The 25,112-nt window shown below is 56.0% G+C and carries 29 protein-coding genes; all 29 read left to right on the forward strand.

What is annotated here, in order from left to right; translation table 11 throughout:
- Window positions 1–9: 9 nt before the first annotated feature.
- The 29 genes from FX155_RS07210 to FX155_RS07350 all read left to right on the forward strand — a co-directional run bounded on the left by FX155_RS07210 (window position 10) and on the right by FX155_RS07350 (window position 25,086).
- Window positions 10–873, forward strand: a complete 864-nt coding sequence (locus FX155_RS07210; RefSeq protein WP_195839632.1) for a phage tail protein — start codon at window positions 10–12, stop codon at window positions 871–873.
- A 4-nt stretch (window positions 874–877) separates the two neighbouring features.
- Complete coding sequence (locus FX155_RS07215; protein ID WP_229778477.1) at window positions 878–1,333, forward strand: hypothetical protein; 456 nt, start codon at window positions 878–880, stop codon at window positions 1,331–1,333.
- Between the two features lie 8 nt (window positions 1,334–1,341).
- Window positions 1,342–2,568: a DUF6273 domain-containing protein gene (locus FX155_RS07220; RefSeq protein WP_154488244.1), complete on the forward strand. Its 1,227-nt coding sequence runs from the start codon at window positions 1,342–1,344 to the stop codon at window positions 2,566–2,568.
- A gap of 41 nt (window positions 2,569–2,609) precedes the next feature.
- Window positions 2,610–3,062 carry a four helix bundle protein gene (locus FX155_RS07225; RefSeq protein ID WP_154488245.1) on the forward strand — a complete coding sequence of 151 codons (453 nt, stop codon included), beginning with the start codon at window positions 2,610–2,612 and terminating at the stop codon, window positions 3,060–3,062.
- Between the two features lie 189 nt (window positions 3,063–3,251).
- Window positions 3,252–4,352, forward strand: coding sequence for an RNA-directed DNA polymerase (locus FX155_RS07230; protein ID WP_229778478.1), 1,101 nt, complete (start codon window positions 3,252–3,254; stop codon window positions 4,350–4,352).
- Entirely contained in the window at window positions 4,345–4,527 is a 183-nt protein-coding gene (locus tag FX155_RS07235) for a hypothetical protein (RefSeq protein WP_154488246.1), read from the forward strand. The genes FX155_RS07230 and FX155_RS07235 overlap by 8 nt, the downstream gene beginning before the upstream one ends.
- Window positions 4,520–4,666, forward strand: a complete 147-nt coding sequence (locus FX155_RS07240) for an XkdX family protein (RefSeq protein WP_154488247.1) — start codon at window positions 4,520–4,522, stop codon at window positions 4,664–4,666. The genes FX155_RS07235 and FX155_RS07240 overlap by 8 nt, the downstream gene beginning before the upstream one ends.
- A 148-nt stretch (window positions 4,667–4,814) precedes the next feature.
- Window positions 4,815–5,108, forward strand: a complete 294-nt coding sequence (locus FX155_RS07250) for a hypothetical protein (RefSeq protein WP_154488249.1) — start codon at window positions 4,815–4,817, stop codon at window positions 5,106–5,108.
- A gap of 2 nt (window positions 5,109–5,110) precedes the next feature.
- A complete protein-coding gene (locus FX155_RS07255; RefSeq protein ID WP_154488250.1) occupies window positions 5,111–5,467 on the forward strand; it encodes a hypothetical protein in 357 nt (118 codons plus the stop codon).
- Window positions 5,427–6,044, forward strand: a complete 618-nt coding sequence (locus tag FX155_RS07260; RefSeq protein ID WP_154488251.1) for an N-acetylmuramoyl-L-alanine amidase — start codon at window positions 5,427–5,429, stop codon at window positions 6,042–6,044. Before FX155_RS07255 ends, FX155_RS07260 begins: the two co-directional genes overlap by 41 nt.
- 2 nt (window positions 6,045–6,046) lie before the next feature.
- The gene (locus FX155_RS07265; protein ID WP_154488252.1) at window positions 6,047–6,508 is read left to right on the forward strand and encodes a hypothetical protein; all 462 of its coding nucleotides are present in this window, start codon (window positions 6,047–6,049) and stop codon (window positions 6,506–6,508) included.
- A 291-nt stretch (window positions 6,509–6,799) separates the two neighbouring features.
- Complete coding sequence (locus tag FX155_RS07270; protein WP_154488253.1) at window positions 6,800–7,099, forward strand: HIRAN domain-containing protein; 300 nt, start codon at window positions 6,800–6,802, stop codon at window positions 7,097–7,099.
- A 427-nt stretch (window positions 7,100–7,526) separates the two neighbouring features.
- The gene (locus FX155_RS11415) at window positions 7,527–7,676 is read left to right on the forward strand and encodes a hypothetical protein (RefSeq protein WP_022487552.1); all 150 of its coding nucleotides are present in this window, start codon (window positions 7,527–7,529) and stop codon (window positions 7,674–7,676) included.
- Window positions 7,677–7,863: 187 nt separating this feature from the next.
- Window positions 7,864–8,136 (forward strand): DUF1294 domain-containing protein, encoded by a 273-nt coding sequence (locus FX155_RS07275; RefSeq protein ID WP_154488254.1) that lies wholly within the window; start codon window positions 7,864–7,866, stop codon window positions 8,134–8,136.
- A gap of 83 nt (window positions 8,137–8,219) precedes the next feature.
- On the forward strand, window positions 8,220–8,654 hold the full coding sequence (locus tag FX155_RS07280) for a CtsR family transcriptional regulator (RefSeq protein ID WP_022487610.1): 435 nt from the start codon (window positions 8,220–8,222) through the stop codon (window positions 8,652–8,654).
- Complete coding sequence (radA, locus tag FX155_RS07285; RefSeq protein WP_326831121.1) at window positions 8,655–10,028, forward strand: DNA repair protein RadA; 1,374 nt, start codon at window positions 8,655–8,657, stop codon at window positions 10,026–10,028.
- A 140-nt stretch (window positions 10,029–10,168) separates the two neighbouring features.
- Window positions 10,169–12,796: an alanine--tRNA ligase gene (gene alaS / locus FX155_RS07290; RefSeq protein WP_154488255.1), complete on the forward strand. Its 2,628-nt coding sequence runs from the start codon at window positions 10,169–10,171 to the stop codon at window positions 12,794–12,796.
- Window positions 12,797–12,842: 46 nt separating this feature from the next.
- Window positions 12,843–13,373 carry a TetR-like C-terminal domain-containing protein gene (locus FX155_RS07295; RefSeq protein ID WP_154488256.1) on the forward strand — a complete coding sequence of 177 codons (531 nt, stop codon included), beginning with the start codon at window positions 12,843–12,845 and terminating at the stop codon, window positions 13,371–13,373.
- A 56-nt stretch (window positions 13,374–13,429) separates the two neighbouring features.
- Window positions 13,430–13,690 (forward strand): IreB family regulatory phosphoprotein, encoded by a 261-nt coding sequence (locus FX155_RS07300; protein ID WP_022487614.1) that lies wholly within the window; start codon window positions 13,430–13,432, stop codon window positions 13,688–13,690.
- The gene (gene ruvX, locus FX155_RS07305; RefSeq protein ID WP_022487615.1) at window positions 13,690–14,109 is read left to right on the forward strand and encodes a Holliday junction resolvase RuvX; all 420 of its coding nucleotides are present in this window, start codon (window positions 13,690–13,692) and stop codon (window positions 14,107–14,109) included. The genes FX155_RS07300 and ruvX overlap by 1 nt, the downstream gene beginning before the upstream one ends.
- Window positions 14,110–14,111: 2 nt before the next feature.
- Window positions 14,112–14,426, forward strand: a complete 315-nt coding sequence (locus FX155_RS07310; protein WP_154488257.1) for a DUF1292 domain-containing protein — start codon at window positions 14,112–14,114, stop codon at window positions 14,424–14,426.
- Between the two features lie 15 nt (window positions 14,427–14,441).
- The gene (gene mltG, locus FX155_RS07315; RefSeq protein ID WP_154488258.1) at window positions 14,442–15,470 is read left to right on the forward strand and encodes an endolytic transglycosylase MltG; all 1,029 of its coding nucleotides are present in this window, start codon (window positions 14,442–14,444) and stop codon (window positions 15,468–15,470) included.
- Window positions 15,467–16,687 (forward strand): U32 family peptidase, encoded by a 1,221-nt coding sequence (locus tag FX155_RS07320; RefSeq protein WP_326831122.1) that lies wholly within the window; start codon window positions 15,467–15,469, stop codon window positions 16,685–16,687. Before mltG ends, FX155_RS07320 begins: the two co-directional genes overlap by 4 nt.
- A gap of 113 nt (window positions 16,688–16,800) precedes the next feature.
- On the forward strand, window positions 16,801–17,850 hold the full coding sequence (locus tag FX155_RS07325) for a M24 family metallopeptidase (RefSeq protein WP_022487619.1): 1,050 nt from the start codon (window positions 16,801–16,803) through the stop codon (window positions 17,848–17,850).
- Window positions 17,851–17,889: 39 nt separating this feature from the next.
- On the forward strand, window positions 17,890–18,447 hold the full coding sequence (gene efp, locus FX155_RS07330) for an elongation factor P (RefSeq protein ID WP_022487620.1): 558 nt from the start codon (window positions 17,890–17,892) through the stop codon (window positions 18,445–18,447).
- Between the two features lie 93 nt (window positions 18,448–18,540).
- Entirely contained in the window at window positions 18,541–19,149 is a 609-nt protein-coding gene (locus tag FX155_RS07335; RefSeq protein WP_154488259.1) for a histidine phosphatase family protein, read from the forward strand.
- Window positions 19,150–19,255: 106 nt separating this feature from the next.
- Window positions 19,256–20,104 carry a DUF2156 domain-containing protein gene (locus tag FX155_RS07340; protein ID WP_288174613.1) on the forward strand — a complete coding sequence of 283 codons (849 nt, stop codon included), beginning with the start codon at window positions 19,256–19,258 and terminating at the stop codon, window positions 20,102–20,104.
- 12 nt (window positions 20,105–20,116) lie between these two features.
- Window positions 20,117–21,298: a GNAT family N-acetyltransferase gene (locus FX155_RS07345; RefSeq protein WP_022487623.1), complete on the forward strand. Its 1,182-nt coding sequence runs from the start codon at window positions 20,117–20,119 to the stop codon at window positions 21,296–21,298.
- Window positions 21,299–21,309: 11 nt separating this feature from the next.
- Window positions 21,310–25,086, forward strand: coding sequence for a phosphoribosylformylglycinamidine synthase (locus FX155_RS07350; protein ID WP_154488260.1), 3,777 nt, complete (start codon window positions 21,310–21,312; stop codon window positions 25,084–25,086).
- Window positions 25,087–25,112 lie beyond the last annotated feature (26 nt).

Genomic DNA, 25,112 nt, shown 5'->3' on the forward strand with positions numbered 1-25,112 from the left:
GAGGTAGAAATGGCAAATTCTTTTTCTGGCTACGTCCTTACGGAAAAAGGCCGTGAGCTGCAGGCCAAAGCCGAAGCCGGAACGGCACTTAACCTGACAAAAATGCAGCTGGGCAGTGGGACTGTAGAATCCCTGGGGGATTATGCAAGCAAGACAACCCTGGTGGCCCCAGTTCTGTCCGCACTCCTTACCAGCAAAGCTCAAAATGGAACTATTTGTACCATCACCGCTACTGTATCTTCGGACGCTGTTGACTCTGGGTTCAACGCTACGGAGTTGGGGTTATACGCCCAGGATGGAGACACGGAGTATTTGTACGCGGTCTCTTACAACGCGGACAGTCCGACCTACGTTCCTGGGAAAGGGGATAACGTATCACTGACTACCACGTTTAAAATGCAGCTAAGTTTTTCAAGTGAGCCCACAATCAACGTGGTACTAGCGGCAGACCAGGAAAAAATTGTGACCCTGGTCCAGGACAATGCTGTCAAGTCGGTAGATGCTGCTAAAGCTGCGGCAGACAGTGAAGCAAATGCTCAAGCCGCCGCGAAGGCCGCCAACGACGATTCGGGTAATGCGGAGAATGCTGCCACTGCGGCTAAAAATGCTCAAACAGCGGCGGAAAAAGCCCAGAGTACTACTGAAGACATAATCAAGACGGCGGAATTGAACGCCACAAATTTAGTCAATGCGGCAGCGGCGTCTGCAAAGGCTGCTGGCAACGAGAAGTCTGCAACGGACGAAATCTACTATAAGACTAAGGTTATATATGGCCACATCTTTAGTAATATCGTCGGGCCGTCTGCGGCAGCAATGACGGCGTCCAGAATCCTTGTCTGCGCTGGTGCCGCAGCCATGGCCGAAAGGGGGTGACAGCATGGCGACTACAGAAGAAAGACTTAGCGCCCTGGAAGAAAAAATGGGGGATATCCCCGTTGGCTATACAAGAATCCAGATGTCTAAGGACACTGCGTCAAACTGGGAAAAGTATAACCCGGCATTACTGCCTGGCGAAATGGTCATTGTGGCCAACCCAGACGGGAAAGCATCAGTAAAGGTCAACATGGGGACCAGCGATACAAAGTATGAAGACGTCCCTACCGTCTGGGATGAATCAACAGCAGATCAGCTCAAGACCAATCTTGCTGATACACGGCAGGCAGCGAGTGCCGCAGCCGATGCCAAAACGGCAGCCCAAAAGTACGCTCAGCAAGCAGAGGCATCCGCCAAAGCAATCAAGGAAAAGGAAATCCTGGCCATTACCGACAGTGTCCAGCTTGCGGTCAACACCGAAGACGGCGGACTGGATATCATTGTAACGACTGACGAATAGGAGGAAATATGGCAACCAAAACCTTCAACCTGCCCCGTCGGGAGGACTACACCCGCATTGCGGCAGCAATCGAATCTCAAAATGATCTGCTTCGTGGCCACTTCAAAGCGGCCGGCGAAACTGTAGTCAAATCGTGGGAGGGGTTCCGAAATCTTTGCCGTGCCGGAGGCATCCGAACCTACTATGCAGTAGGGGACCAGCTGCAGTGCAAACGCGGCAACGCGACTCTTACTTGGGACATCGTCCACATCGGGGACGTGGAAGACACGGGCGGCAACTATGTGATCCTGCAGACCCATGATTGCCTGCCAGATGGGACCTACGAATTCGATATCCGAGAGGCTATTTTCCGGGCTCCGAGTGATCTGCCGGCCGGGAACTACCACTTCACCACGGTGACCACTGGTATCACTGACACAAACTGGACGGACAGCACCAAATCTGACTGGACGAAGAGCTTCCAGTTCACGACCACCAAGGTGATTCCAAAGGGCGGCCAGGTCTGCTTTACAAAAACCATGGACTGGGGTAATGACCTAGCCAGCAAAGGAGTAAGCACCTACTCCACCCCCGCCGATACTACGGCCCTCGAAAGTCTTACTCTCACTGAGGGAACGGGTGGAACCGACCTGGCGACAATCGGGGCCATCAACCATGCCAACCGAATCTGTTACGGCTACAACCGTTGGAGCCAGTCTAACATCCGGCAGTGGCTGAACAGCAAAGGAGCTGCGGGAAGCTGGTGGAGCCCGCAAAACGACTTTGATCGCCCACCGCATTACTCAACGTCCGAAGGGTTCATGAATGGCCTTGACAGTGATTTTCTCGCGGTTGTCGCAAAATCTACTCTGATCACCGACGTAAACAAAGTCAGTGATAATGGTGGCCACGACACGACGCAGGATTATTTCTTCCTGCCGGCCATGGTCAACCTGAACGGTGGCGACAACTTTTACGCTAATCCAGGATCCACAATCCAGGATATCGAAGATACCGTAGTTTGGGACTACTACACGAAGTTCCGACGGGACGGCAAGACCGGAACGAATGCTGAACAAGATGACAACCGCAGGAAGTATCAGCAAGGAACATCTACTGAATGGAACTGGTGGGAACGGTCGCCTTATTGCGCCAATGCCTGCAGCGCTCGCCTCGTGACCGATGGTGGGCGTACCTGGTGGAACTACGTCGCGAACAACTGGTTCGGCGTGGCCCCGGCTTGCCGAATCGAATAATCAATGAATCAGCCGCACACAGCGGCGGACGGAGGGAAAGAATGGCAGTACCAAAATCACAACGAGAGAGTACGCCGCTGACTGTGCTGGTAGAAGCGAACGCTCTTGTCTGCTATACGATCAAGCTTTGCACAGACGAATCTAAATTTCCAAAACGCTACAGATGGTGTTTGACGCAGGAAATCGTGCAGAGTGCGGTCAACATGAAAGCAAATATCGCAAGAGCAAATTCTGTTTACGTGAACAACCATCAGAGCGGAGTGCTGCGGCGTACGTACCAGCAAAAAGCCCTGGCTGACCTCGCAGCATTATCCGCACTGATGGATACGGCCTTCAATTTCTTCGATGGCCTGCGCCATCTCGACAAAGAAGATCGACCACAAAAGCGGGTAAACATTGCGAATTGGACTGCCCAACTGATAAAAGTTAAATCTCTGATCCTCGCCTGGAAAAAGGCTGATGCAGAGAAATTTAAATTCATGGCTGATTGCTGACGGTCGCCTTATTGCGCCAATGCCTACAACACTCGCAACGTGACCGATGGTGGGCGTACCTGGTGGAACAACAACGCGTACAACTGGAACGGCGTGGCCCCGGATTACATAGGCCAGGTGGAGTAGGAAACGAAACCAGAGCCGTATGCAAGGAGCAAGAAGCCTGATCTCTGGAAGGAGACGAACAAGATGCTGCGACGCGGGCGGCTTATGCCGGTCCCGCTATTCGCACAGCTTTTAATTATGGAAAGATCAGTGAAAGAGACCGTTGCCGATTTTGGGAACTTATACGACGCAATGCAGCATTGTGCTAATGGTGTCCGGTGGAAATCGGGTGTTATCCGCTATCTGCAGAATGGATTGGCTAATACCGAGAAGCTGCGAAAAGAGTTGCTTACTGACTCCTACAGAATTGGTGGGCAGTCACGCTTTAAAGTATACGAGCCAAAAGAACGCGAAGTAGTGGCCCTCAGATTCCGCGACCGGCAGGTACAGCGGTCGCTGCTGTATAACTACCTGGCCCAGGAACTGTCACGGCATTTTATTTATGATAATTCCGCTGGTCAAAAAGGCAAGGGACCAGACTTCGCGATCCGCCGACTTAAAATGATGCTCGAAAAGGCCCATAGACTATATGGGAATAATGTGTACGCTTATACCTATGACATTCAGCATTTCTTCGGCAGTACGCGGCACAATGTCGCTAAGAGGGCGATTAGAAAGCGGGTATGCGATGGCTGGGCCTGTCAGATGGTCTATCAGCTTATCGACAGCTTCGACGGCGATATCGGCATTGGTCTGGGGTCTGATGTCGCACAATTTATCGAGTTGGCGGTGCTCGACGATTTAGATCACTATATCAAAGAGAAAATGAAAGCAAAATTTTATCTGCGATATATGGATGACTTTATTATCATTGCAGACGGAAAGGATAAAGCCGGAGAGTACCGCAATCGGATACAGTGTGAACTTGACCGGATTGGATTGCAGCTCCATCCACGTAAGTACAGAGTCGTACCAGTGCGGAACGGTTTCAAGTGGCTCGGATTTCGCTTTAGACAGAAGCCATCTGGGAAAATCATTATGACCCTGGATAAATCGAAAATCCTACACGAGAGGCGAAAGCTGAAACGGATGGTACGACTTGCCAAAAACGGAAAGTTGAGCAGAGAGGATGCTGATCACAGCCTGGAATGCTGGATTGCTCATGCTAAACATGGGAATAATCATGGAGTCATTTTGAAGATGAAAGAGTATTACGGAAAGCTATGGAGGGATGAAAATGTTTAATCACATCGCCAAAGAAAAGAGACTGCAACAGCTTGAAACGGAAAATCGTCTCCTAAGATCCAAACTGGCAGAGACTGTGTCTCAAACGGAATACATCGCGATGATGAATGACATTGAACTGCCGTCGGAAACGGCGGGTCAAGAAACCATGGAGGAGGCTGGCACAAATGACTAATTGGTTTACCAAAATCAAGACCTGGTACGAAGCTGGCTATTGGAACAAAAAAATGGTCGGGAATGCTGTAAAAAAGCAGAAAATCACTGCTGAAGAATATAAGTCAATTACGGAAGAAGATTATCAGGAAGTAGAGTGATGGGCGTTGGAACTGCTGCAGGTGGTCGAACACCAGTCGTTGATTATCCAACAGCAGGCACGGGTTATAAAAGAGCTCTCCTGTGAACTGGAAGAAATCAAAACGGTGTGCGGTCTAAAAACCTATGCTACTGGGGAAGAGGCGAACTATGAACGATCTACTTAATACTGCGGCCAGTTGCCTGGCGTCGGCTGCTTTTGGCTACTTGATCAGATGGGTTACCGCCCGTTATACAGACAATGGACATATCAAGCTCGGAATCCAAGCCCTTTTGCGAGACAGGATGCTGCAGAAATGGGACTACTGCCGCAACCGTGGGTATGCCCCAATCTCGGACAAGGGGTCATTTGAAGCCATGCATACCTCTTATGCTGGTCTCGGAAGCAATGGAGTCATGGATCGAGTGTATAAAGATTTTATGGCTCTCCCTGAGGAAAAATGATAATGAATATCACAAAATTACAAAAGGCCCTGCTGAATCTGCTAGGGTCCATGGGCCGCATGCATGTCCGAGGACTGCCCCGGGCCCTGGTCATCACGATTATGCTCCTGATCATCGGGAGCATTTTTTTGTATCTGGCGGCATGGACATGGCTGTGGTGGGCCAAGAACCATGTGGACCTGCCGGCCCTGAATATGCTAATCCAGACCATTACCAGTATGGCGTTTATCGCCGCTATCGGCTTCATCGGAAAATCTCTGATTGACGCTGACGGCGATGGAGTTCCGGACCCATGGCAGAAGGAGGTAAAAGAGAAAAATGCAACGAGTAACACTGAAAGACATCCGGACAATGGCTGAGGCTGCCAGACCCACGCTTATGGCCCAGGCCCAGGAGTATGGCCGTGACGTCAAGGTATACCTGCATTGGACGGCCGGCCGATATGGCCAGATGTATGATGATTATCACATCAATATTGACAAGGATGGGTCCCTGTGGGCCAGTACCGACGACTTTACGGATACACTGAGCCATACCTGGCACCGGAACACGGGGAGCATCGGGGTGACGCTCTGCTGCTGCTACCAGGCTGCGAGTAACGCACTGGGTCCGTATCCGCCCACCGCTGCCCAGATCGAGGCCATGGCCCAGGTGGTGGCCGTGCTGGCTAAGGCCCTGTGGCTGACCATCGACCGGGATCGAATCATGACCCATGCAGAGGCTGCTGATAACGTGGACGGCCTCTTGCCGGAAGGTGATGAATACGGACCCTGTAACGGCTGTGAGCGCTGGGACCTGCAATACCTGGGTACGCCGGAGAGCCCGGCATGGACCACCGACTACGACAGCCCCAGGACCGGCGGCAACGTGTTGCGAGGTAAGGCAATTTGGTACCAACAACAAATGCAGGAGATGCAGGACAATGAGGAGGGCTAAAGATGTATGGAATCAAGTGCAGGCACAGGCTGGACGCTGCCCTCGTTGGGCTGTGTACTTTGCTGCTGCTTTACTGCTGTTCGGGGCAGGCTTCGGCTGCGGCTACTACCGGAGAGCCCATGTATATGGTCAGCCAGTCGGAGATGGAGAGGCTCAGCAGCAACTTGATGCAGCTCAAAAATCTCAACGAGAAATCTCAGAAGGAGCTGAAAGAGCTGCGCAAAGAGCTGGCGACATCCAAAGTCGAATTGACCGAAGCCAGGACGCAATCGACCGAGCTGATGGCCGAGCTGAGTCAGCTGCAGGCAACCTCGAAGAAGCAGGAAGCCTCATTGATGATTGCCAACGAATCCTTGAAGAAATTCGGGGCCGAGGAAAAACGGACCCGGCTGCGCATTAAGGCCCAACGAAATACGTGGGAGGCTGTAGCGGCTGGGTTACTTGTAGCCTGGGCTGCAAAATGATATCTTGAAAATTTCTATATATAATGAAGAAACCCGTAGAGCCAAACATGACTTTACGGGTTCTTTTTTATGTTTTCGAGCGCAAAATGAATTCCCTATTTTTTCCCTATTTTAGTGGATATAAATTGTAAAAGAAGATTATAAGCGACTGAAAGCCTTTAATCCTAGTACTCCTGCCAGTGAATTTGAAAGGACTTCCTGAAAGGGAAGTCCTTTTTCGTATATGCTGTCCCCCTTTTTACCCACCAACTCTTCTATAATGGAAGTAAGAAAAAGAAAGGTGGGACAATCATGAAAAAGATCTTCATTACCATTACCGGCTGCAACCATTATCTGGGGTACGGAGTATTCCGGCGGAAAATGGAACTGGTGCTGCGGAAGGAACCGGACAACGACTATGACAAGGAAGCCATCCGGGCGGAGATCCCGGGGATCGGAAAAGTGGGATACGTGGCCAACAGCACCCACACTGTGCTGGGAGATACCTGCAGCGCCGGACGGATCTACGACAAAATCGGGAAAAAAGCCCATGCCAAGGTGGTTCTGGTCACCGAACGGGGCGTAGTGGCACGGGTGAAGAAGGAAAAGTGAAGAGTGAAGGAGACCCTCTGCCAGGAGCCAGAGGGTCAGGCGCTTACAGTCACTAGTCACTAGTCTCTAGCCGAATGAAATCATCTGCCAAAGGCAGATGATCCTGAATAGAAACGCAGCTGGGGCTGCTAACCCACCACCAGCCTAACGGCTGGTCCCCCGCCCTTGAAAAGGGCGGATATATAAGGATGGATACATTGCCGGAGAACACCGTTGTTCTCGGCCGTAGGGCAGCGACGGCGTAGGGGCTACCCGCAGGGGAGCCCGTCCCGGCCGCCCGGCAGGGCATGGTCTGTGGGGGCGTCCTGGGCATGGGACAGCATTTCTTCCACTATACTGCAGGTAATTTCATCGTAGGAAAAAGAAGAGAAAGAGTCAATGTTTCCTTTGTATGCTACAATAGAAAGAAACAAGGAGGACGGCTACGATGAAATGTCTGGGAAAATCCACGGCCCTGGCAGCCCTGTGCCTGCTGCTGGTCCTTCTGGCAGGGTGCAGGGTGGACCAGAGGCAGCGGGACGGAAAGACCGGGGCGTCACCGGTGAGGATCAGTGAGCTTACAGTCACTAGTCTCTAGTCTCTAGCCGAATGAAATCATCTGCCAAGGGCAGATGATCCTGAATAGAAACGCAGCCCATTGGGCTGCTAACCCACCACCATTGCGCAAGCGCAACGGTCCCCCGCCCTTGAAAAGGGCGGATATATAAGGATGGATGTACTGCTGGAGAACACTACTCACGATGAACGACAAAGGAGCGCAATTCATGTCTTTCCAACTTACCCCGCTTACAGCGGGACTTCTTTTGATCAATGTTATTACTTTTGCCGTGTACGGCTATGACAAATTCTGTGCCAAACGGGGGGCCTGGCGGGTGCCGGAAATCCGGCTGCTGGGGCTGGCGGCCCTGGGGGGCAGTGTGGGGGCTCTTTTGGCCATGTTCCTGTTCCGGCACAAGACGAAGCATCTGAAATTCACCATCGGGGTGCCGGTGATCCTGGGACTGCAGGTTTTTGCGGGGGCCAGGGTGTTGGGGTGAAACAATCCCCTCTTGCCAAACGTCAAATTGTCAAATATAATAGAGCATGGGAGAACCTGTCTGTCCCGTAGGAGGTAATCATCATGCGCAATATTGCAGATGCCATAGAGCAATTCATCATCAGCGAACTGTTCGCCAACGAACAGGACCGGGTGGATGTGAAACGGAGCCAGCTGGCGGAAAAACTGTCCTGTGCTCCCAGCCAGATCACCTACACCCTGACTACCCGCTTCACCCCGGAACGGGGGTATGAAGTGGAATCCAAACGGGGGAACGGGGGCTTTATCCGGATCATCCGGCTGCCCCGGGAACCCCATGTCCAGCCCCAGCTTCCTGCGGGGAAGGACGTGAAATCCTCCGGCCAGCTGGTCCAGCTGCTGGCGGCCCACAAACTGATCACCGGCCGGGAGGCCCGGCTGCTGGATTATTTCCTCCATGTGCTGGGGGACCATGTAAGCGAAGAAAACAAGGAACAGATCGTGCGGAACGCATACCAGCTGCTCCAGGAGGAGGAGTAAGTGGCCAAAACACAAACCCATTACGTCTGCCAGAACTGCGGGTATTCCACTCCCAAATGGCTGGGCAAATGCCCGGAATGCGGCCAGTGGGATACCCTGGTGGAAGAAACGGAGGCTCCGGCTCCCAGCCGGCAGCGGCCGTCTTATCTTGCCATTACGGAAGCCCCCACCCCCAAGACCCTGAAACAGGTGGAAAAGGTGAAGGTCCAGCGGATGACCACAGGCATCCATGAGTTTGACCGGGTGCTGGGGGGCGGCATCGTCCCCGGGTCCCTGATCCTTTTGGGCGGGGCCCCCGGCATCGGCAAAAGCACCATCACCCTGGACGTTTCCATGAAGGCGGCGGCCCGGGGTGCCCGGGTGCTCTATGTATCCGGGGAAGAGAGCGAAGCCCAGACGGCCATGCGGGCAGAGCGGCTGGGACAGGCAACGGATGCTCTGCAGATTATGACGGCCACGGAACTGGGCACCATCCTGGTCCAGGCCAGACAGGTGAAGCCCCGTCTCCTGGTCATCGACTCCATCCAGACCATGTACAACCAGGAACTGGAAAGCGCCGCCGGCAGTGTGGGCCAGGTGCGGGAATGCACCGCCAAGCTGCTGACCTTTGCCAAGGAAACGGGAATCGCGGTGATCATCATCGGCCACGTGACCAAGGAAGGGAACATTGCAGGCCCCCGGCTGCTGGAACACATGGTGGACGTGGTGCTCCAGTTCGAAGGGGACCGGTCCTACACCTACCGGGTGCTCCGGGCTCTGAAGAACCGGTTCGGCTCCACCAGCGAATGCGGGATCTTTTCCATGGAAGAGGAAGGGCTCCGGGAAGTGGCCAACCCTTCCGGACTGTTCCTGGAAGCCAAGGAAGAGGCGGTGTCCGGTTCGGTGATCACCGCGGCCATGGAAGGGAACCGGCCCATCCTGACGGAAATCCAGGCCCTGGTGTCCCACACCCCCTTCGGGCTGCCCCGGAGGACGGTGGTGGGGGTGGACTTCAACCGGGTGAACATGCTGTTGGCGGTGCTGGAAAAGCGCTGCGGCATGAACTTCGGGGATCAGGATGCCTATGTGTGCGCCGTAGGGGGCATGAAGGTGAAGGAACCAGCGGCGGACCTGGCCATTCTGGGAGCCCTGGTTTCCAGCTACCGGAACCGGCCGGTGCCCATGGGGGTGCTGGCGGTAGGAGAAGTGGGCCTTACCGGGGAACTGCGCCGGGTGGGCCTGGCGGACCGGCGGATCAAAGAAGCGGCCCAGCTGGGGTTCCACCGGTTCATCGTCCCCAAAGGAAGTTTCCCACCAGGAAAAGAACCCAAAGGAGTCACCATCATCCAGGCCAGGACTGTGGAAGAGGCCATAGCAGGGATGTACAGGGAATAGGGGCTGCTGATCAGCAGCCCCTTATTTATTTGACAGCCTTCTTCTCTTTTTATATAATTTATGGGATACGAAAGAGAAATTAATTTTCTGGCTGATGGGATTTTTTCCTTTTTGCTGGAGGGAATTTGGGAGAGTTGGTAATGAAATATTTAACTGGTAATGAGATTCGGCAGAAGTATCTTGATTTCTTTAAGGAACGGGGCCATCTGGTACTGCCCAGTGCGTCCCTGATTCCTCATGATGACCCTACGCTGCTTCTGATTGGCGCAGGCATGGCTCCGTTCAAGCCGTATTTTACCGGCAAGGTGAAACCGCCTGCCACCCGGATCACTACCTGCCAGAAATGTGTCCGGACCGGGGATATTGAAAACGTGGGCCGTACGGCCCGGCACCATACTTATTTCGAAATGCTGGGGAACTTCTCCTTTGGGGACTACTTCAAGAAAGAAGTGATCCCCTGGGCCTGGGAATTCCTCACCAAGGTGCTGGAACTGCCGGCGGACAAACTGTGGATCACTGTGTACCCCAAGGACCAGGAAGCCTATGACCTGTGGCACGATGTGTGCGGGGTGCCGGCGGAACGGATCGTGAAGCTGGAAGACAACTGGTGGGAAATTGCCAGCGGCGGTCCCTGCGGCCCGGATTCCGAAATCCATATCGACCTGGGGGAAGAACGGGGCTGCGGCAGCCCTGACTGCGGGCCCGGCTGCGACTGCGGCCGGTTCCTCGAACTGTGGAACCTGGTGTTCACCCAGTACAACAAGGAAGCGGACGGCAGCTACACGCCTCTCCAGCACAAGAACATCGATACGGGCCTGGGCCTGGAACGGGTGGCTTCCGTGCTCCAGGAAAAACCCAGCAACTTTGAAACGGACCTGATTTTCCCCATTATCGAATACGCCTGCAAAGTGTCCGGCAAAACCTACAACGCGGACCCCAAGGATGATATTTCCCTGAAGGTCATCGCCGACCATGCCCGTTCCGTCACCTTCATGATCGGGGACGGGATCCTGCCCTCCAACGAAGGCCGGGGCTACATCCTGCGCCGGGTACTCCGCCGGGCCATCCGTCACGGCCGTCTCCTGGGCATCCGGAAGGAATTCCTGGTGGGGGCTGCGGACCTGGTCATCGACATGTACGGGGACCATTACACGGACCTGCGGGAAAAGAAAAGCTACATTGAAAAAGTCATCGCCATGGAAGAAAACTCCTTCCTTCAGACCCTGGAACAGGGCACGGATCTCCTGAACCAGAAGATCGATGCCATGCGGAAAGCCGGCAGCACCGTGCTGAACGGGGAAGACGCCTTCCAGCTGTATGACACCTTCGGTTTCCCCTGGGAACTGACGGAAGAAATCCTGGAAGAACAGGGCTTCACCATGGACAAGGAAGGCTTTGAAAAAGCCATGGAAGCCCAGCGGGAAAGAGCCCGTGCCGCCCGGAATGACAAAGAGGGCAAACCGGTGCTCTACGAAACCCGTCATCTGAAACTGGGGAACCTGACGGTGGACGAAGCCAGCAAAAACGGCAAAGTGGCCGCCATCTTCCCGGCTCACGATACCCAGCCCATCCAGAACGCCAAAAGCGGGGATGAACTGGCAGTGATCCTCACTAACACCGCCTTCCATGCAGAAGGGGGCGGCCAGCTGGGAGACACCGGCCGGCTGGTGTCCGACAAGGGCATTTTCAACGTTACTGACACCAAAAAGCTGCCCGATGGGTACACCATCCAGCTGGGCACCCTGGAACAGGGAACCCTGGCCGTAGGGGACGAAGTGGAATTCGAAGTGAACCTGAAACGCCGGGGGGACATTGCCCGGAACCATACGGCCACCCATCTGCTCCATGCAGCCCTGAAACAGGTGCTGGGCAGCCACGTGAACCAGGCCGGCAGCTATGTGGGGCCGGACCGTCTCCGGTTCGACTTCTCCCATTTCTCTCCGCTGACGGAAGAAGAACTGGCCCAGGTGGAAGACATTGTCAACGAAAAGATTCTGGATGCAGTGGATGTGGAAATCTCCCAGCAGGATCTGGAAAAAGCCAAGGAAATGGGCGCTATGGCCCTGTTTGGGGAAAAATACGGCAAGATTGTCCGGGTGGTGAATGTGCCCGGTTACAGCATGGAACTGTGCGGCGGTGTCCATGTGTCCAATACCAGCCACATCGGCCTGTTCAAGATCCTGTCTGAATCCAGCGTTGGCGCCGGGGTGCGGCGGATCGAAGCGGTGACCGGCCGGGGCGCCCTGGCTTACACCCGGGAACTGGAAAATCTGATCGGGGAAGCTTCCGCTGCGGTGAAGGGCCGTCCCAACAACCTGGTGACCCGGATCAATGCCCTCCAGGAAGACCTGCGGGCGGAAAAACACCGGGCTGATGAAATGGAAAAGAAACTGGTGGCTGCCCAGGCTGCCAGCGTAACGGCAGATGCCAAAGAGGTGAAGGGTGTGCCCTTCCTGGCTCAGGAAGTGAAGGTACAGGATGTGGATGCCCTGCGGAAAATGGGGGACACCCTCCGGGACAAGACCGGCGGGGTGGTGGTGCTGGCTGCACCTATGAGCGCCGACAAGGTGAACATCCTGGTGATGGCTTCCAAGGAAGCAGTCCAGAAAGGCATCCATGCCGGGAAGATCGCCAAGGGAGTTGCCCAGGCCATGGGCGGCAACGGCGGCGGCCGGCCGGATATGGCCCAGGCCGGGGGCAAGGATGCCTCCAAGGTCCAGGCAGGCCTGGCCAAGGCTCTGGAACTGGTGGAAGGCCAGCTGAACTGAGAAAACCAACCAACAGGAAAGATTGGGTTGACAAGAAGGTGTGGAAATGGATCCAAAGGAAAAACTGGGAAAAGCCCTGTACCATCTGCTGGAGAAAAAACACCTCCACGACATCACAGTGGACGAAATCGTCCGGGATGCGGGGCTGACCAAGGAAGATTTTGAACGCTGCTGCAAGAACAAGAAGGAACTGGCCCACTGGGTGTATCTCCATATCCTGGCCCGTCACGGCCGGGATATCCTGAAAAGCCACTGTTGGTCCGAGGCTCTGTACAAAAAGTTCCTGCTGTACAAGGCCAACCTGAAGTTCCTGCAGAACCTGTACACCAGCTGTGATGTGGAAGACATCCGCCAGACCAACCGGCGGTTCGTCCGGGATGCCTATCACCTGATGCTGAAAAAAGCGGGAGCGGATCTGACGAACCCCCACATCCAGTTCGCCACGGAAATGGTGATCTACGGTGGGGAAGAAATGACCATGCGGTGGATCCTGGAAGGGATGGAAGTCCCCATCGAGGTGATGCTGGTCCTGTTCCAGGAATCCATTCCCCTGATCATCAGTCAGTATTTTTATTGAATAAAGCGGGGGGTGTTGCCGTGCAACAGCCCCTTCTTTACAAAGGAGGGAGAAACATGTCTCGTACTACACAGGAAACCACCATGTTCAAACCGGTTCCGGAAACCAAAAGTGTGGCGGAAACCATCCGGGAGGTGGCAGAGGCCCTGAAGGAAAAAGGGTACAACCCCATCGACCAGCTGGCCGGATATCTCCTGAGCGGGGATCCGGCCTATGTGACCAGCTACAAGGACGCCCGGCTGAAGATCCGCCATTTTGAACGGTACGAACTGATCGAAGCCCTGCTCCAGGCCTACCTGGAGGAATCAGAACGCTGATGAGGATCATGGGCTTGGATCTGGGCACCCGGACCATCGGGGTGGCCGTCAGCGACGAAACCGGCTTCATCGCCCGGGGGGTGGAGACCATCCGCCGGAAGGGGCTGGAAAACGACCTGAACCGTCTCACGGAACTGGTGGAGGCGGAAGAAGTGGGGCAGTTCGTATTGGGCTACCCCAAGAACATGAACGGGTCCATTGGCGACAGAGCCAGGGCCAGTGAAGAATTCAAAACCATCCTGGAGGAACGCTTCCCGTCCATCCCGGTTGTCCTTTGGGATGAGCGGCTCTCTACGGTAGCAGCGGAAAAAGTCCTGATCGAGGCGGATCTCCAGAGGAAGAAACGGAAGAAAATCATCGACATGATGGCCGCTGTGGTCATCCTGCAGAATTACCTGGACAGCCCGAGGAGGAAATGACAATGGCCAAGAACGACGACGAAAAGCTGCTGGCAACGGAAGACCAGGAGGCGGTGGTGGTGATCACCGACGAAAAAGGCAACGAATCCTATTATCTGGAAGAAATGGTAATCCCCATGGATGGGAAGAATTTCGCCCTTCTGACCCAGATCCCGGAAGACGATGACACGGACCCTGACGAAGAGGACAATGTGATCATCGCCCGGGTGGATTTTGATGACAAGGGGGACCCGGTGTACCTGGATCCCACCGATGAAGAATTCGAAGCAGTCCGGAAAGCCTATGAGGAAATCATGGACGAAATGGATGCCCAGTAACCAGGAAGGCCCATTATGCGGAAAAAATTCTTGCCCATCGGGATCGCCCTGGTGCTGGCCCTTCTGTTCGGAGGCTACTGGTACCTGGACTACTTCAACACCAACACCAGCCTGGCCACCGGTCAGAAGGTCCGGTTCACAGTTACGGAAGGCATGACCACCTCTGACATTGCCACCCTGCTCCACGACAAAAAGCTGATCCAGACTCCGGAATCCTTCCGGCTGGCAGCCCGGGTAAAAGGTCTGGAAAACCATCTCCAGGCCGGCACCTACGAAATCACCGCCGGCATGAGCGACGGGGAGATTATCAACATCCTCTCCAAAGGGAAGGTCCATTCCAACAGCTTTGCGGTGCCGGAAGGGGCCACCATCAACGAAATCGCCCTGAAGCTGGAACGGGAACACCTGACCACCGCCCAGGCCTTCAAGGATGCCTGCCGGAACTATACTCCCTACACCTACATGGAAAGCCGCAATCCGGATGTGGTGTACAAGGCAGAAGGGTTCATCTGCCCGGCCACCTACAACATCCCGGAAAAGGCCACCGCCAAGGACATGGTGGCCATGATGGTCCAGGAGTTCAACAAAAAGCTGACCCCGGACCTGCGCAGGGACATCCAGAAAAGCTATCTGCCCCTCCGGGACATTGTGACCCTGGCTTCCATGGTGGAACGGGAAGCCACCCACAAGGAGGAAATGCCTCTTATTGCCGGGGTGTTTGAAAAACGCCTTCAGATGGGGATGCCCATCCAGTCCGACACCACCATCCAGTACATCCTGGGAGCCCAGAAGAAGGAAGTCACCTACGACGACCTGGAGCTGGAATCTCCCTATAACACCTACCTGAACAAGGGCCTGCCTCCGGGACCGGTGGGGAACCCCAGCATGGATGCCATCCGTGCAGTGATCCATCCGGTGATGACCGATTATCTGTACTTTGTGGCGGATAAGGAAGGTTACCATCACTTTACCAAAACTTACGAAGAACATGTGGCCATGATCCAGAAACTGAACCCTGGAGAAGTCATAGGAGAAGCACAGTGAACAAACCTGAACTGCTGGCTCCCGCCGGGAGCCTGGAAAAGGGCCGGATGGCCCTGTTGTACGGAGCTGACGCCATTTATCTGGGAGGCCGGGCCTTCGGGCTCCGGGCCTTTGCCGCCAATTTCTCCCTGGAAGAGATCCGGGAGATCACGGCCTTTGCCCACAGCCTGGGGAAAAAGGTCTATGTGACCGTGAACATTTTCCCTCACAACAGCGACCTGCCGCCCCTGCCGGATTATCTCCGGGATCTGGAGGCCTCAGGGGTGGATGCCCTGCTGGTGTCCGACCTGGGAGTGTGGATGACGGCCCGGAAAGTGGTCCCCGGTCTGGGGCTCCATGTAAGCACCCAGGCCAACGTGACCAACTGGGCCACCGCCAAAGCCTGGGAAGACCTGGGAGCGGAACGGGTGGTGCTGGCCCGGGAACTGTCCTTCCAGGAAATCCGGGAGATCCGGGAAAAGATCACCGCTGACCTGGAAGTGTTCGTCCACGGGGCCATGTGCATTTCCTATTCCGGACGGTGCCTGTTGAGCAACTACTTCACCGGACGGGACAGCAACCGGGGGGCCTGTGCCCAGGTGTGCCGGTGGGAATTCGGCCTGACGGAAAAGAACCGGCCCGGGGAAGTGTTCTCCATGGCAGAGGATGAACGGGGCACTTACATCATGAATTCCAAGGATCTGTGCCTCATTGACTATCTGCCCCAGCTGATGGAGGCAGGGGTCACCAGCCTGAAGATCGAAGGCCGGATGAAAAGCGTCCATTATGTGGCCACTGTGGTCAGCGCCTACCGGAAAGCCATCGATCTGTGCTGGGAGGATCCGGAACATTTCACCGTGCCGGAAAGTCTCCGGCAGGAACTGAAAAAAGTCTCCCACCGGCCCTATACCACCGGGTTCGCCCTTGGGAAGACCGGCCCGGAAGACCAGGTGTACACCACCAGTTCCTATGAACAGAGCGCGGATTTCGTGGCTCTGGTGAAGGACTTTGACCCGGCCGGGGGACGGGTGACCCTGGAACAGCGGAACCATGTGAAGGCAGGGGAAGTGCTGGAAGTACTGACTCCCGGGGGAGAAATCTTCCCCTGGACCCTGGAGGACATGAAGGACGGAGAGGGGAACCCTCTTACCGCCGCTCCCCATGCCCAGATGGTGTTCACCGCCAAAGGGGACGGACGGATGGCTCCCTTCTCCCTAGTCCGCCGCCTGAAGAAATAAAACAAAACAATTTGTAACAAAGTATATAGAAACCCTTGCTTTTTTTCGGGGTTTAAGAGTACAATAGATTAGTCAAACTGATTTTGTTGGACGAAGCACAAGGAGACGATAGGATGAAGGCACTGGAAAGACTCCGGAGTTTTCTGGAACAGGAAAAAGTGGATGGGATCTTCATCAAGGGAGATTCTTCCATCCGGTATTTCACCGGCTTCACCGGCGGGGACAGCCTGCTGTATGTGGATGCCCATCGGGCGGTGATCATCACCGATTCCCGGTATACTCTCCAGGTGCGCCAGCAGGCTCCGGACTGCGAACTGGTGGAACATCTCCATGGGTTCTGGCCGGAAGCGGCCAAACTGCCCCAGTCGGACAACCTGTCCCTGGACGGGGATTATTTCTCCTATACGGAACAGCGGGCCCTGGCAGCGGCCCTGCCCCATGCCACCTGGAAGAATGTGAACCTGGTGGGCCTGCGGGCGGTGAAGACCCCAGAAGAGCTGGCCCTGATCCGGAAGGCAGTGGCCATTTCCGACGAAGCCTTCCTCCAGCTGCTGCCCCATATCCGGGCTGGCCGGACGGAAAGCGATCTGGCGGCGGAACTGGAATACAACATGCGGAAGCTGGGGTCCACCAAGCCTTCCTTCGAAACCATCTGTGCCTCCGGCAAACGGAGCGCCCTGCCTCACGGGGTGGCTTCTGACAAGGTGGTGGACGCAGGCGATTTCATCACGTTCGACTTCGGGGCCACCTATGGGGGCTACTGCTCCGACATCACCCGGACGGTGGTGTTGGGGAAGGCTGCTCCCTGGCAGAAGGAAATCTATGATATCGTACTCCGGGCCAATCTGCTGGGAGAAAAGACCCTGAAGGCCGGGCTTACCGGCATCCAGGTGGACGGAGCCGTCCGGGACTTCATCACCGGCAAAGGCTACGGACCCAACTTCGGCCATGGCCTGGGCCACGGCGTGGGCCTGGACATCCACGAAAAACCGGTGCTGAACCGGGCCAATGACCAGCCTCTGCCGGCTGGTGCGGTGGTGACCATCGAACCGGGCATCTATCTCCCTGATAAGGGCGGTGTCCGGATCGAGGATACGGTACTGGTCACGGAAACGGGCTGCGAACGGCTCACTTCCGTGCCCAAGGAACTGAAGGAACTCTGATTTACCCATATAAACTATATTTTTTTGGAGGTTGTTTTCATGATTTCTACGAACGATTTTAAAACTGGCGTAACGGTTGAAATTGACGGCGATGCTTGGCAGGTCGTTGAATTCCAGCATGTAAAACCGGGTAAAGGCGCTGCTTTCGTACGGGCCAAAATGCGCAACCTGTGCACCGGCGCTGTGGTGGAACGGACTTTCAACGCGGCTGAACGTCTGGAAAACGCCATTGTGGAAAGAAAGGGCATGCAGTACCTGTACGAAGCCGATGGCACCTATGTGTTCATGGACAACGAAACCTATGATCAGCTGGAACTGAACAAGGATCAGCTGGGCAAGGCCGTGAACTTCCTGAAGGAAAACATGGACGTAAAGGTCATCACCTTCAAGGATCGGATCCTGGGTGTGGAACTGCCCAACACGGTGGAACTGACTGTAGTGGAAACCGAACCGGGGATCAAAGGGGATACCGCTACCGGCGGCAGCAAGAACGCCAAAATGGATACCGGTTATGTGGTCAAAGTGCCTCTGTTCATCAACGAAGGGGACGTTCTGCAAATCGATACCCGTACCGGGGATTATATTGCCAGAGCATAACAGGGAGAAAATGGGGGCTGTCGCAGGACAGCCCCATTTTGTATTCCGGCGGTTTTTGAAACCCGGCCGGACGGTGGAATAAAGGAAAGAAACATGAAGACAATCTATCTGGTGCGCCATGGGGAAACCCTGGCCAACCGGCAGGGGATCCTCCAGGGCTGGTCCAACAACCCCCTGGACGACACCGGCCGGAAACAGGCATCCGCCCTGGTGACCCGGGCTGCCCGGGTGCCTTTGGATGCCCTCTATACTTCGGACCTGATCCGGACCCGGGAAACGGCTGCCCCTCTGGCGGCGGCCCGCGGCATGGAAGCAAAGGCCCTTCTCGGGCTCCGGGAGATTTCCTTCGGGAAATGGGACGGCCATCATCTCCGGGAAATCCAGGAAAAGGATCCGGATACCCTCCGGGATATTTTCCTGAAGCCGGGACAGGTGGACCTGGAAGCGGAGGAAGACCTGGCCGCTTCCCAAAAAAGAGGATGGGAAACCTTCCGGGAACTGGTGGACCAAATGGAACCGGAAGGCACCATCCTGTGCGTCAGCCACGGGGGCCTGATCCGGCTCCTGGTGTGTCAGATCCTGGGGTTCCCCATAGACAACATGTGGCGGATGAGCCTGGCCAACACGGCCTTCGTCCAGGTGGTCCAGACCGCCGACTACGGATTCCGGGTGGACAAACTGAACGATATGGGGATGCTGTAAGCCTCTTGACTCATCTGTTATAATAATAGATACATATAAACATCTTACAAATGAGGGAGCGATTCTTATTTTAGAATTCAAGCATATCAGCATCGACGACAAGCCGATATTCGATGATTACTTTACCGAAGAGGACTACCATGCCTCGGAATGTTGTTTCGGGTCTATCTTTATCTGGCGGAAGCAGTATGACAGCTACTGGGCCATCAGCCACGGCTGTCTCATCATCAAGGTCACCGTCAACGGCACCACTTTCGTGCTGCCCCCCTTCGGCGGGGTCAACGAAGACCTGCCAAAAGTGATCTGCGCCCTGAAGCAGTATTTCAAAGGGGAACCTTTCGAAATGCACGGGATCTACGAGCATACCATCGAACGGTTCCAGAAATACCTGCCCCAGGTGAACACCTTCACCCCGGACCGGGACAACTGGGACTATGTGTACCAGCGGGCCAGCCTGGCCAGCCTCAGCGGCCGGAAGCTCCACGGAAAGAAGAACCACTACAACCAGTTCCTGAAGGACAACCCGGAATTCGTCTACGAGCCCATTACCCCGGCCAACAAGGACGAATGCATTGCCTACGGGAAACAGTGGGTGGAACAGCGGGAACTCACCGATCCTTCCATTGTGGCGGAATTCGACGCCATCCAGGAAGGGCTGAACCATCTGGATGAACTCCAGCTCCGGGGCGGTCTGATCCGGCTGGACGGCCAGGTGAAGGCCTTCACCTTCGGGGAACGGGCCGGGAAGAACACGGCGGTGATCCATGTGGAAAAGGCGGATCCGGACATCCGGGGCCTGTACACCGCCATCAACAAGGAATATATCGCTCATGAATGGCCCGATGTGACCTACATCAACCGGGAAGAGGACATGGGCAAGGAAGGACTCCGGGAAGCCAAGGAATCCTACAAGCCTGTGTTCATGGTGAAAAAATACAATACCATCATCCGCTGAAGGAGGATTGCCATGGATTTTCGTTTGCTCCAGCAGGATACCCTGTCCCAGGCGGCGGACCTGTGGGATTACTGCTTTGAAAAGAAGGGGACGCATTTTTATGAATGGTATTTCGGGGAATATGCCCTGAAGCAGAACCGGATCCTGGGTGGATTCCAGGACGGGAAGCTGCTGACCATGCTCCACCTGAACCCCTATGTGCTCCGGCTCCGGGGACGGGACTGGAAGGTGCCCTATATTGTGGGGGTGGCCACGGATCCGGTGGCCCGGGGACACCATGTGATGGGGGACCTGATGGAAACCGCCTTCACCACCCTCCGGGCCCTGAAGGTGCCTTTTGTGATCCTCATGCCCATTTACGCCGGGATCTACCAGCCCTACGGCTTTGCCTGGACCCATCTCCGGAAGCATTACACCCTGCCTCTGGCCGGACTGGATCTGGCGGGACACCCTCTGGACGGGTACGAACCGGAACGGGTGGACACCCGGAGCGGGGAAAAACTGGTGGCTCCCGTCTATGAAAAAGCCATGGCCGGGTACCACGGCTATGTGGTCCGGGACCACCGGGTGTGGGAGAACACCCTTCTGACTGCCGCCCAGGAAAATTTTGAGACGGTAATCATCCGGAATGACGGTGCACCAAAGGCTTACGCGTTGTATAATAGAGAGGGAGACAAAGTGACCGTCCAGGAAATGGCTGCTGCAGAACCCCCGGCCAAAATCCGTCTGCTCCAGTACTTCAAGGGGCTGGCGGGCACCTACAAGACCCTGGACTGGCTGGCGCCGGAAGACGACCTGACCTGGACCCAATTGCCGGACCAGGCCCTGGCGCCCCGGGAGGCCCCCTTCATGATGGGCCGGGTGATCAACGCCGCGGCCTGCCTGAAGGCTCTTTCCGTACCGGAGAGCCTGGTGGGGAAGACCCTGGTGCTGGCCCTGAAGGACGAACAGATCGCCCTCAACACCATGCTGGTGAAGCTGAACTTCACCCGGGAGGGGATCCAGCTGCTGAACACCTTGGACGACCCGGAGGTGCTGCTGGATGTGGGGACCTTCACCCAGCTGTTCTTCGGCCTCTACGGACCGGAACAGCTCCAGAAAGCCGGTATGATCTATGTGGACAGTGAAAATGCATGGGAAATCCTTGACAAATTGTTCCCGCGGGAGAATAATTTTATCAACGAGTATTTTTAAGGGAGGCTGTCATGAGCGACAAAATTAGACGTGTATTTGTGGAGAAGAAGAAAGAATATGCTGTGGAAGCAGCAGGTCTGTGTTCCGATCTCCAGCAGACCCTGGGGCTGAAGAACCTGAAAAGCGTCCGGATCGTGAACCGGTACGACCTGGAAGGGCTCACCGACGAAGAATACCAACAGGCCAGAAGCCTGGTACTCAGCGAAGCCCCGGTGGATGTGGTCCGGGACGAAGAACTGGAGATCCCTGCCGGTTTCCGGAGCTTTGCCGTGGAACTGCTCCCCGGCCAGTATGACCAGAGAGAAGATTTTGCCGCTCAGTGCATCCAGGCCATCACCCAGGGCCAGCGGCCCATTGTGGCTGCTGCCAAGGTGTTCCTGCTGGAAGGGGACCTGTCCGACGCCGACTTTGAAAAGATCAAACACTACTGCATCAACCCGGTGGAAGCCCAGGAAGCGGCCATCGACAAGCCTGACACCCTGGACATGACCTGGGATGTGCCCAAACCGGTGGCTGTGCTGGACGGCTTCCGTGCCCTGGACAGAAAGGGCCTGGAAGACTTCCTGAACAAACAGGAACTGGCCATGAGCCTGGAAGATCTGGCTTTCATCCAGGAATATTTCAAGAAGGAAGACCGGGATCCTTCCATTACGGAAATCAAGGTGCTGGATACCTACTGGTCCGACCACTGCCGGCACACCACCTTTGAAACCAAACTGGAAAACGTTTCCATTACCGACGGTGTCTACACCCAGCCGGTGGCGGAAGCCTACGACCTGTACAAAAAAGACCGGGATTTCGTTTACGGGAAAGACACCCAGCGGCCCATTACCCTGATGGATATGGCCTGCCTGGCCACCAAGAAGCTGAAGAAGGAAGGGAAAATCCCCGATCTGGATGCTTCGGAAGAAATCAACGCCTGCAGCATCGTGGCCCCCATTGACGTGGACGGCAAAAAAGAAGACTGGCTGGTGATGTTCAAGAACGAAACCCACAACCATCCCACTGAAATAGAACCTTTCGGGGGCGCTGCCACCTGTCTGGGCGGGGCCATCCGGGATCCCCTCAGCGGCCGGAGCTATGTGTACCAGGCCATGCGGGTCACCGGGGCCGCAGATCCCCGGACTCCCTATGAACAGACCCTGAAGGGCAAACTGCCCCAGCGGAAGATCACTCTGGGTGCCGCTGCCGGGTACAGCTCCTACGGGAACCAGATCGGTCTGGCCACCGGATCCGTGGAAGAGTACTATCATCCCAAATTCGTGGCCAAGAGAATGGAAGTGGGGGCTGTCATCGGGGCTGCTCCCCGGGACGCTGTAGTCCGGGAACGTCCGGCTGCCGGCGATCTGATCGTTCTTTTGGGCGGCCGTACCGGCCGTGACGGCATGGGCGGCGCCACCGGTGCCTCCAAGGAACATACCACCAAATCCCTCAGCGAATGCGGTGCGGAAGTCCAGAAGGGGAACGCCCCCAACGAACGGAAGATCCAGCGGCTGTTCCGGAATCCGGAAGTGACCCGTCTCATCAAACGGTGCAACGACTTCGGGGCCGGCGGTGTTTCCGTGGCCATCGGGGAACTGGCTCCGGGCCTGGTGATCAACCTGGACAAGGTGCCCAAGAAGTACGAAGGCCTGGACGGCACGGAACTGGCCATCAGTGAATCCCAGGAACGGATGGCGGTGTGCATCGCTGCCAAAGATCTGGACAAATTCATGGCCGCTGCCGCCAAGGAAAACCTGGAAGCCACGGTGGTGGCGGAAGTGGCGGAAGATCCCCGTCTGGTGATGTACTGGAGAGGGGAAAAGATCGTGGACCTGTCCCGGGCTTTCCTGGACACCAACGGCATTCCCCAGAAATCCAACGTGGTAGTGGACGGAGTGGAAGAAACCTCTCCCTTCAACAGCACTCCTGCAGAAGTGGAAGGGAAGAAGGATATCAAAGAAGCCTGGCTGGCCAACCTGGACCGGCTGAACGTGTGCAGCGAAGAAGGGCTGGGTGAACGGTTCGACGGCTCCATCGGCCGGGGCAGCGTACTGATGCCCTACGGCGGCCGGAACCAGCTGACCCGCACCGAAGGCATGGCCGCCCGTCTGCCGGTACTCCACGGCAAGACCAACGCCACCTCCGTCATGGCCAGCGGCTATGATCCCAACGTGTGCTGCTGGAGCCCGTACCATGGGGCCATGTACGCGGTGGTGGAAGCCGTGTGCCGGGCTGCGGCCATGGGCGCCGATCCGAAGAAACTGCGTCTTTCCATGCAGGAATACTTCCCCAAACTCCATACGGAACATACCTGGGGCCGGCCTTTCGCCGCTCTCCTGGGTGCCTATAAAGCCTGCTGCGAACTGGAACTGCCGGCCATCGGCGGCAAAGACTCCATGAGCGGCACCTTCATGGACCTGGAAGTCCCGCCTTCCCTGATCTGCTTTGCAGTAGGGGTCATGGACGGCCGTGACACCATCTCCAACGAATTCAAACAGGCCGGCAACACCGTGGTGTTCATCCCCGTACCCTGCGATGAACACGAAGTGGTGGATTACCCTGCCCTCCGGACCCTCCTGGACAGCGTCCACAAGGCCATCCTGGGCAAACGGATCCTTACCGCCGGCGTGGTGAAAGAAGGGGGCGTGGCCGCAGCCATCTCCTCCATGTGCCTGGGCAACGGACTGGGCTTTGGCTTTGTGAAGCCCTTCCTCCACGAGGAATGCCTGTTCACCCTCCAGCCCGGCGGCTTCCTGGTGGAACTGGCTCCCGGTGCCGATGCGGAGAAAGTCTTCGCCGGCAGCGACTTCCTGGTGCTGGGAAAACTCACCGGCGATGGAAAAGTCACCGTCAACGACACTGCCATCAGCCTGGACGAAATCAAGGCAGCCTATACCCGGACCCTGGAAGGGGTATTCCCCTCTGTGGTGAAGGATTCCGGCAAGGACATCTGCCGGATGCCCTACTACCGGAACGACCTGCCGCTCACCGCTCCCTACAACGTGGCCCAGCCCCGGGTGTTCATCCCTGTGTTCCCGGGCCTGAACTGCGAATTCGACACCGCTGCGGCCTTTGAAGCAGCCGGTGCCAAGGCGGACATCTTCGTGATCCGGAACCTGACTCCGGACGCCATCAAGGAAAGCGTGGAAGAAATGGCCAAACGGATCAAGGAAGCCCAGATCCTGGCCATCCCCGGCGGGTTCTCCGCCAGCGACGAACCGGAAGGCTCCGGCAAATTCATTGCCACCATGTTCCGGAATCCGTCCCTGAAGGAAGCGGTCATGGACCTGCTGTATAACCGGGACGGCCTGGCCCTGGGGATCTGCAACGGCTTCCAGGCCCTGATCAAACTGGGTCTGGTGCCCTACGGAGACATCCGTCCTCTGACGGAAACCTCTCCCACTCTGACCTTCAACACCATTGGCCGGCACATTTCCCGGATGGTGGAAACGAAAGTGGTTTCCAACAAATCTCCGTGGCTGGCCCTCACTGAACCGGGAGACATCCACACCGTCGCCGTTTCTCACGGGGAAGGCCGGTTCGTGGCCACCGAAGAAGAGATCAAGAAACTCTTTGCCAACGGCCAGGTGGCAACCCAGTATGTAAACCAGGCTGGGGATCCCACCATGGAAAGCCCCTACAACCCCAACGGCTCCCTGTATGCCATTGAAAGCATCACCAGCCCGGACGGGCGGGTCCTGGGCAAAATGGGCCACACCGAACGGTTCACCGATGGTCTCATGAAGAACATCCCGGGGAACAAACTGCAGCCTCTGTTCCTGGGCGGCGTGCAGTACTTCAAGTAAGATTCAACAGGGAAGGGGAGACTGCC

The sequence above is a fragment of the Acidaminococcus fermentans genome, from assembly GCF_009696675.1.
GTDB lineage: Bacteria > Bacillota > Negativicutes > Acidaminococcales > Acidaminococcaceae > Acidaminococcus.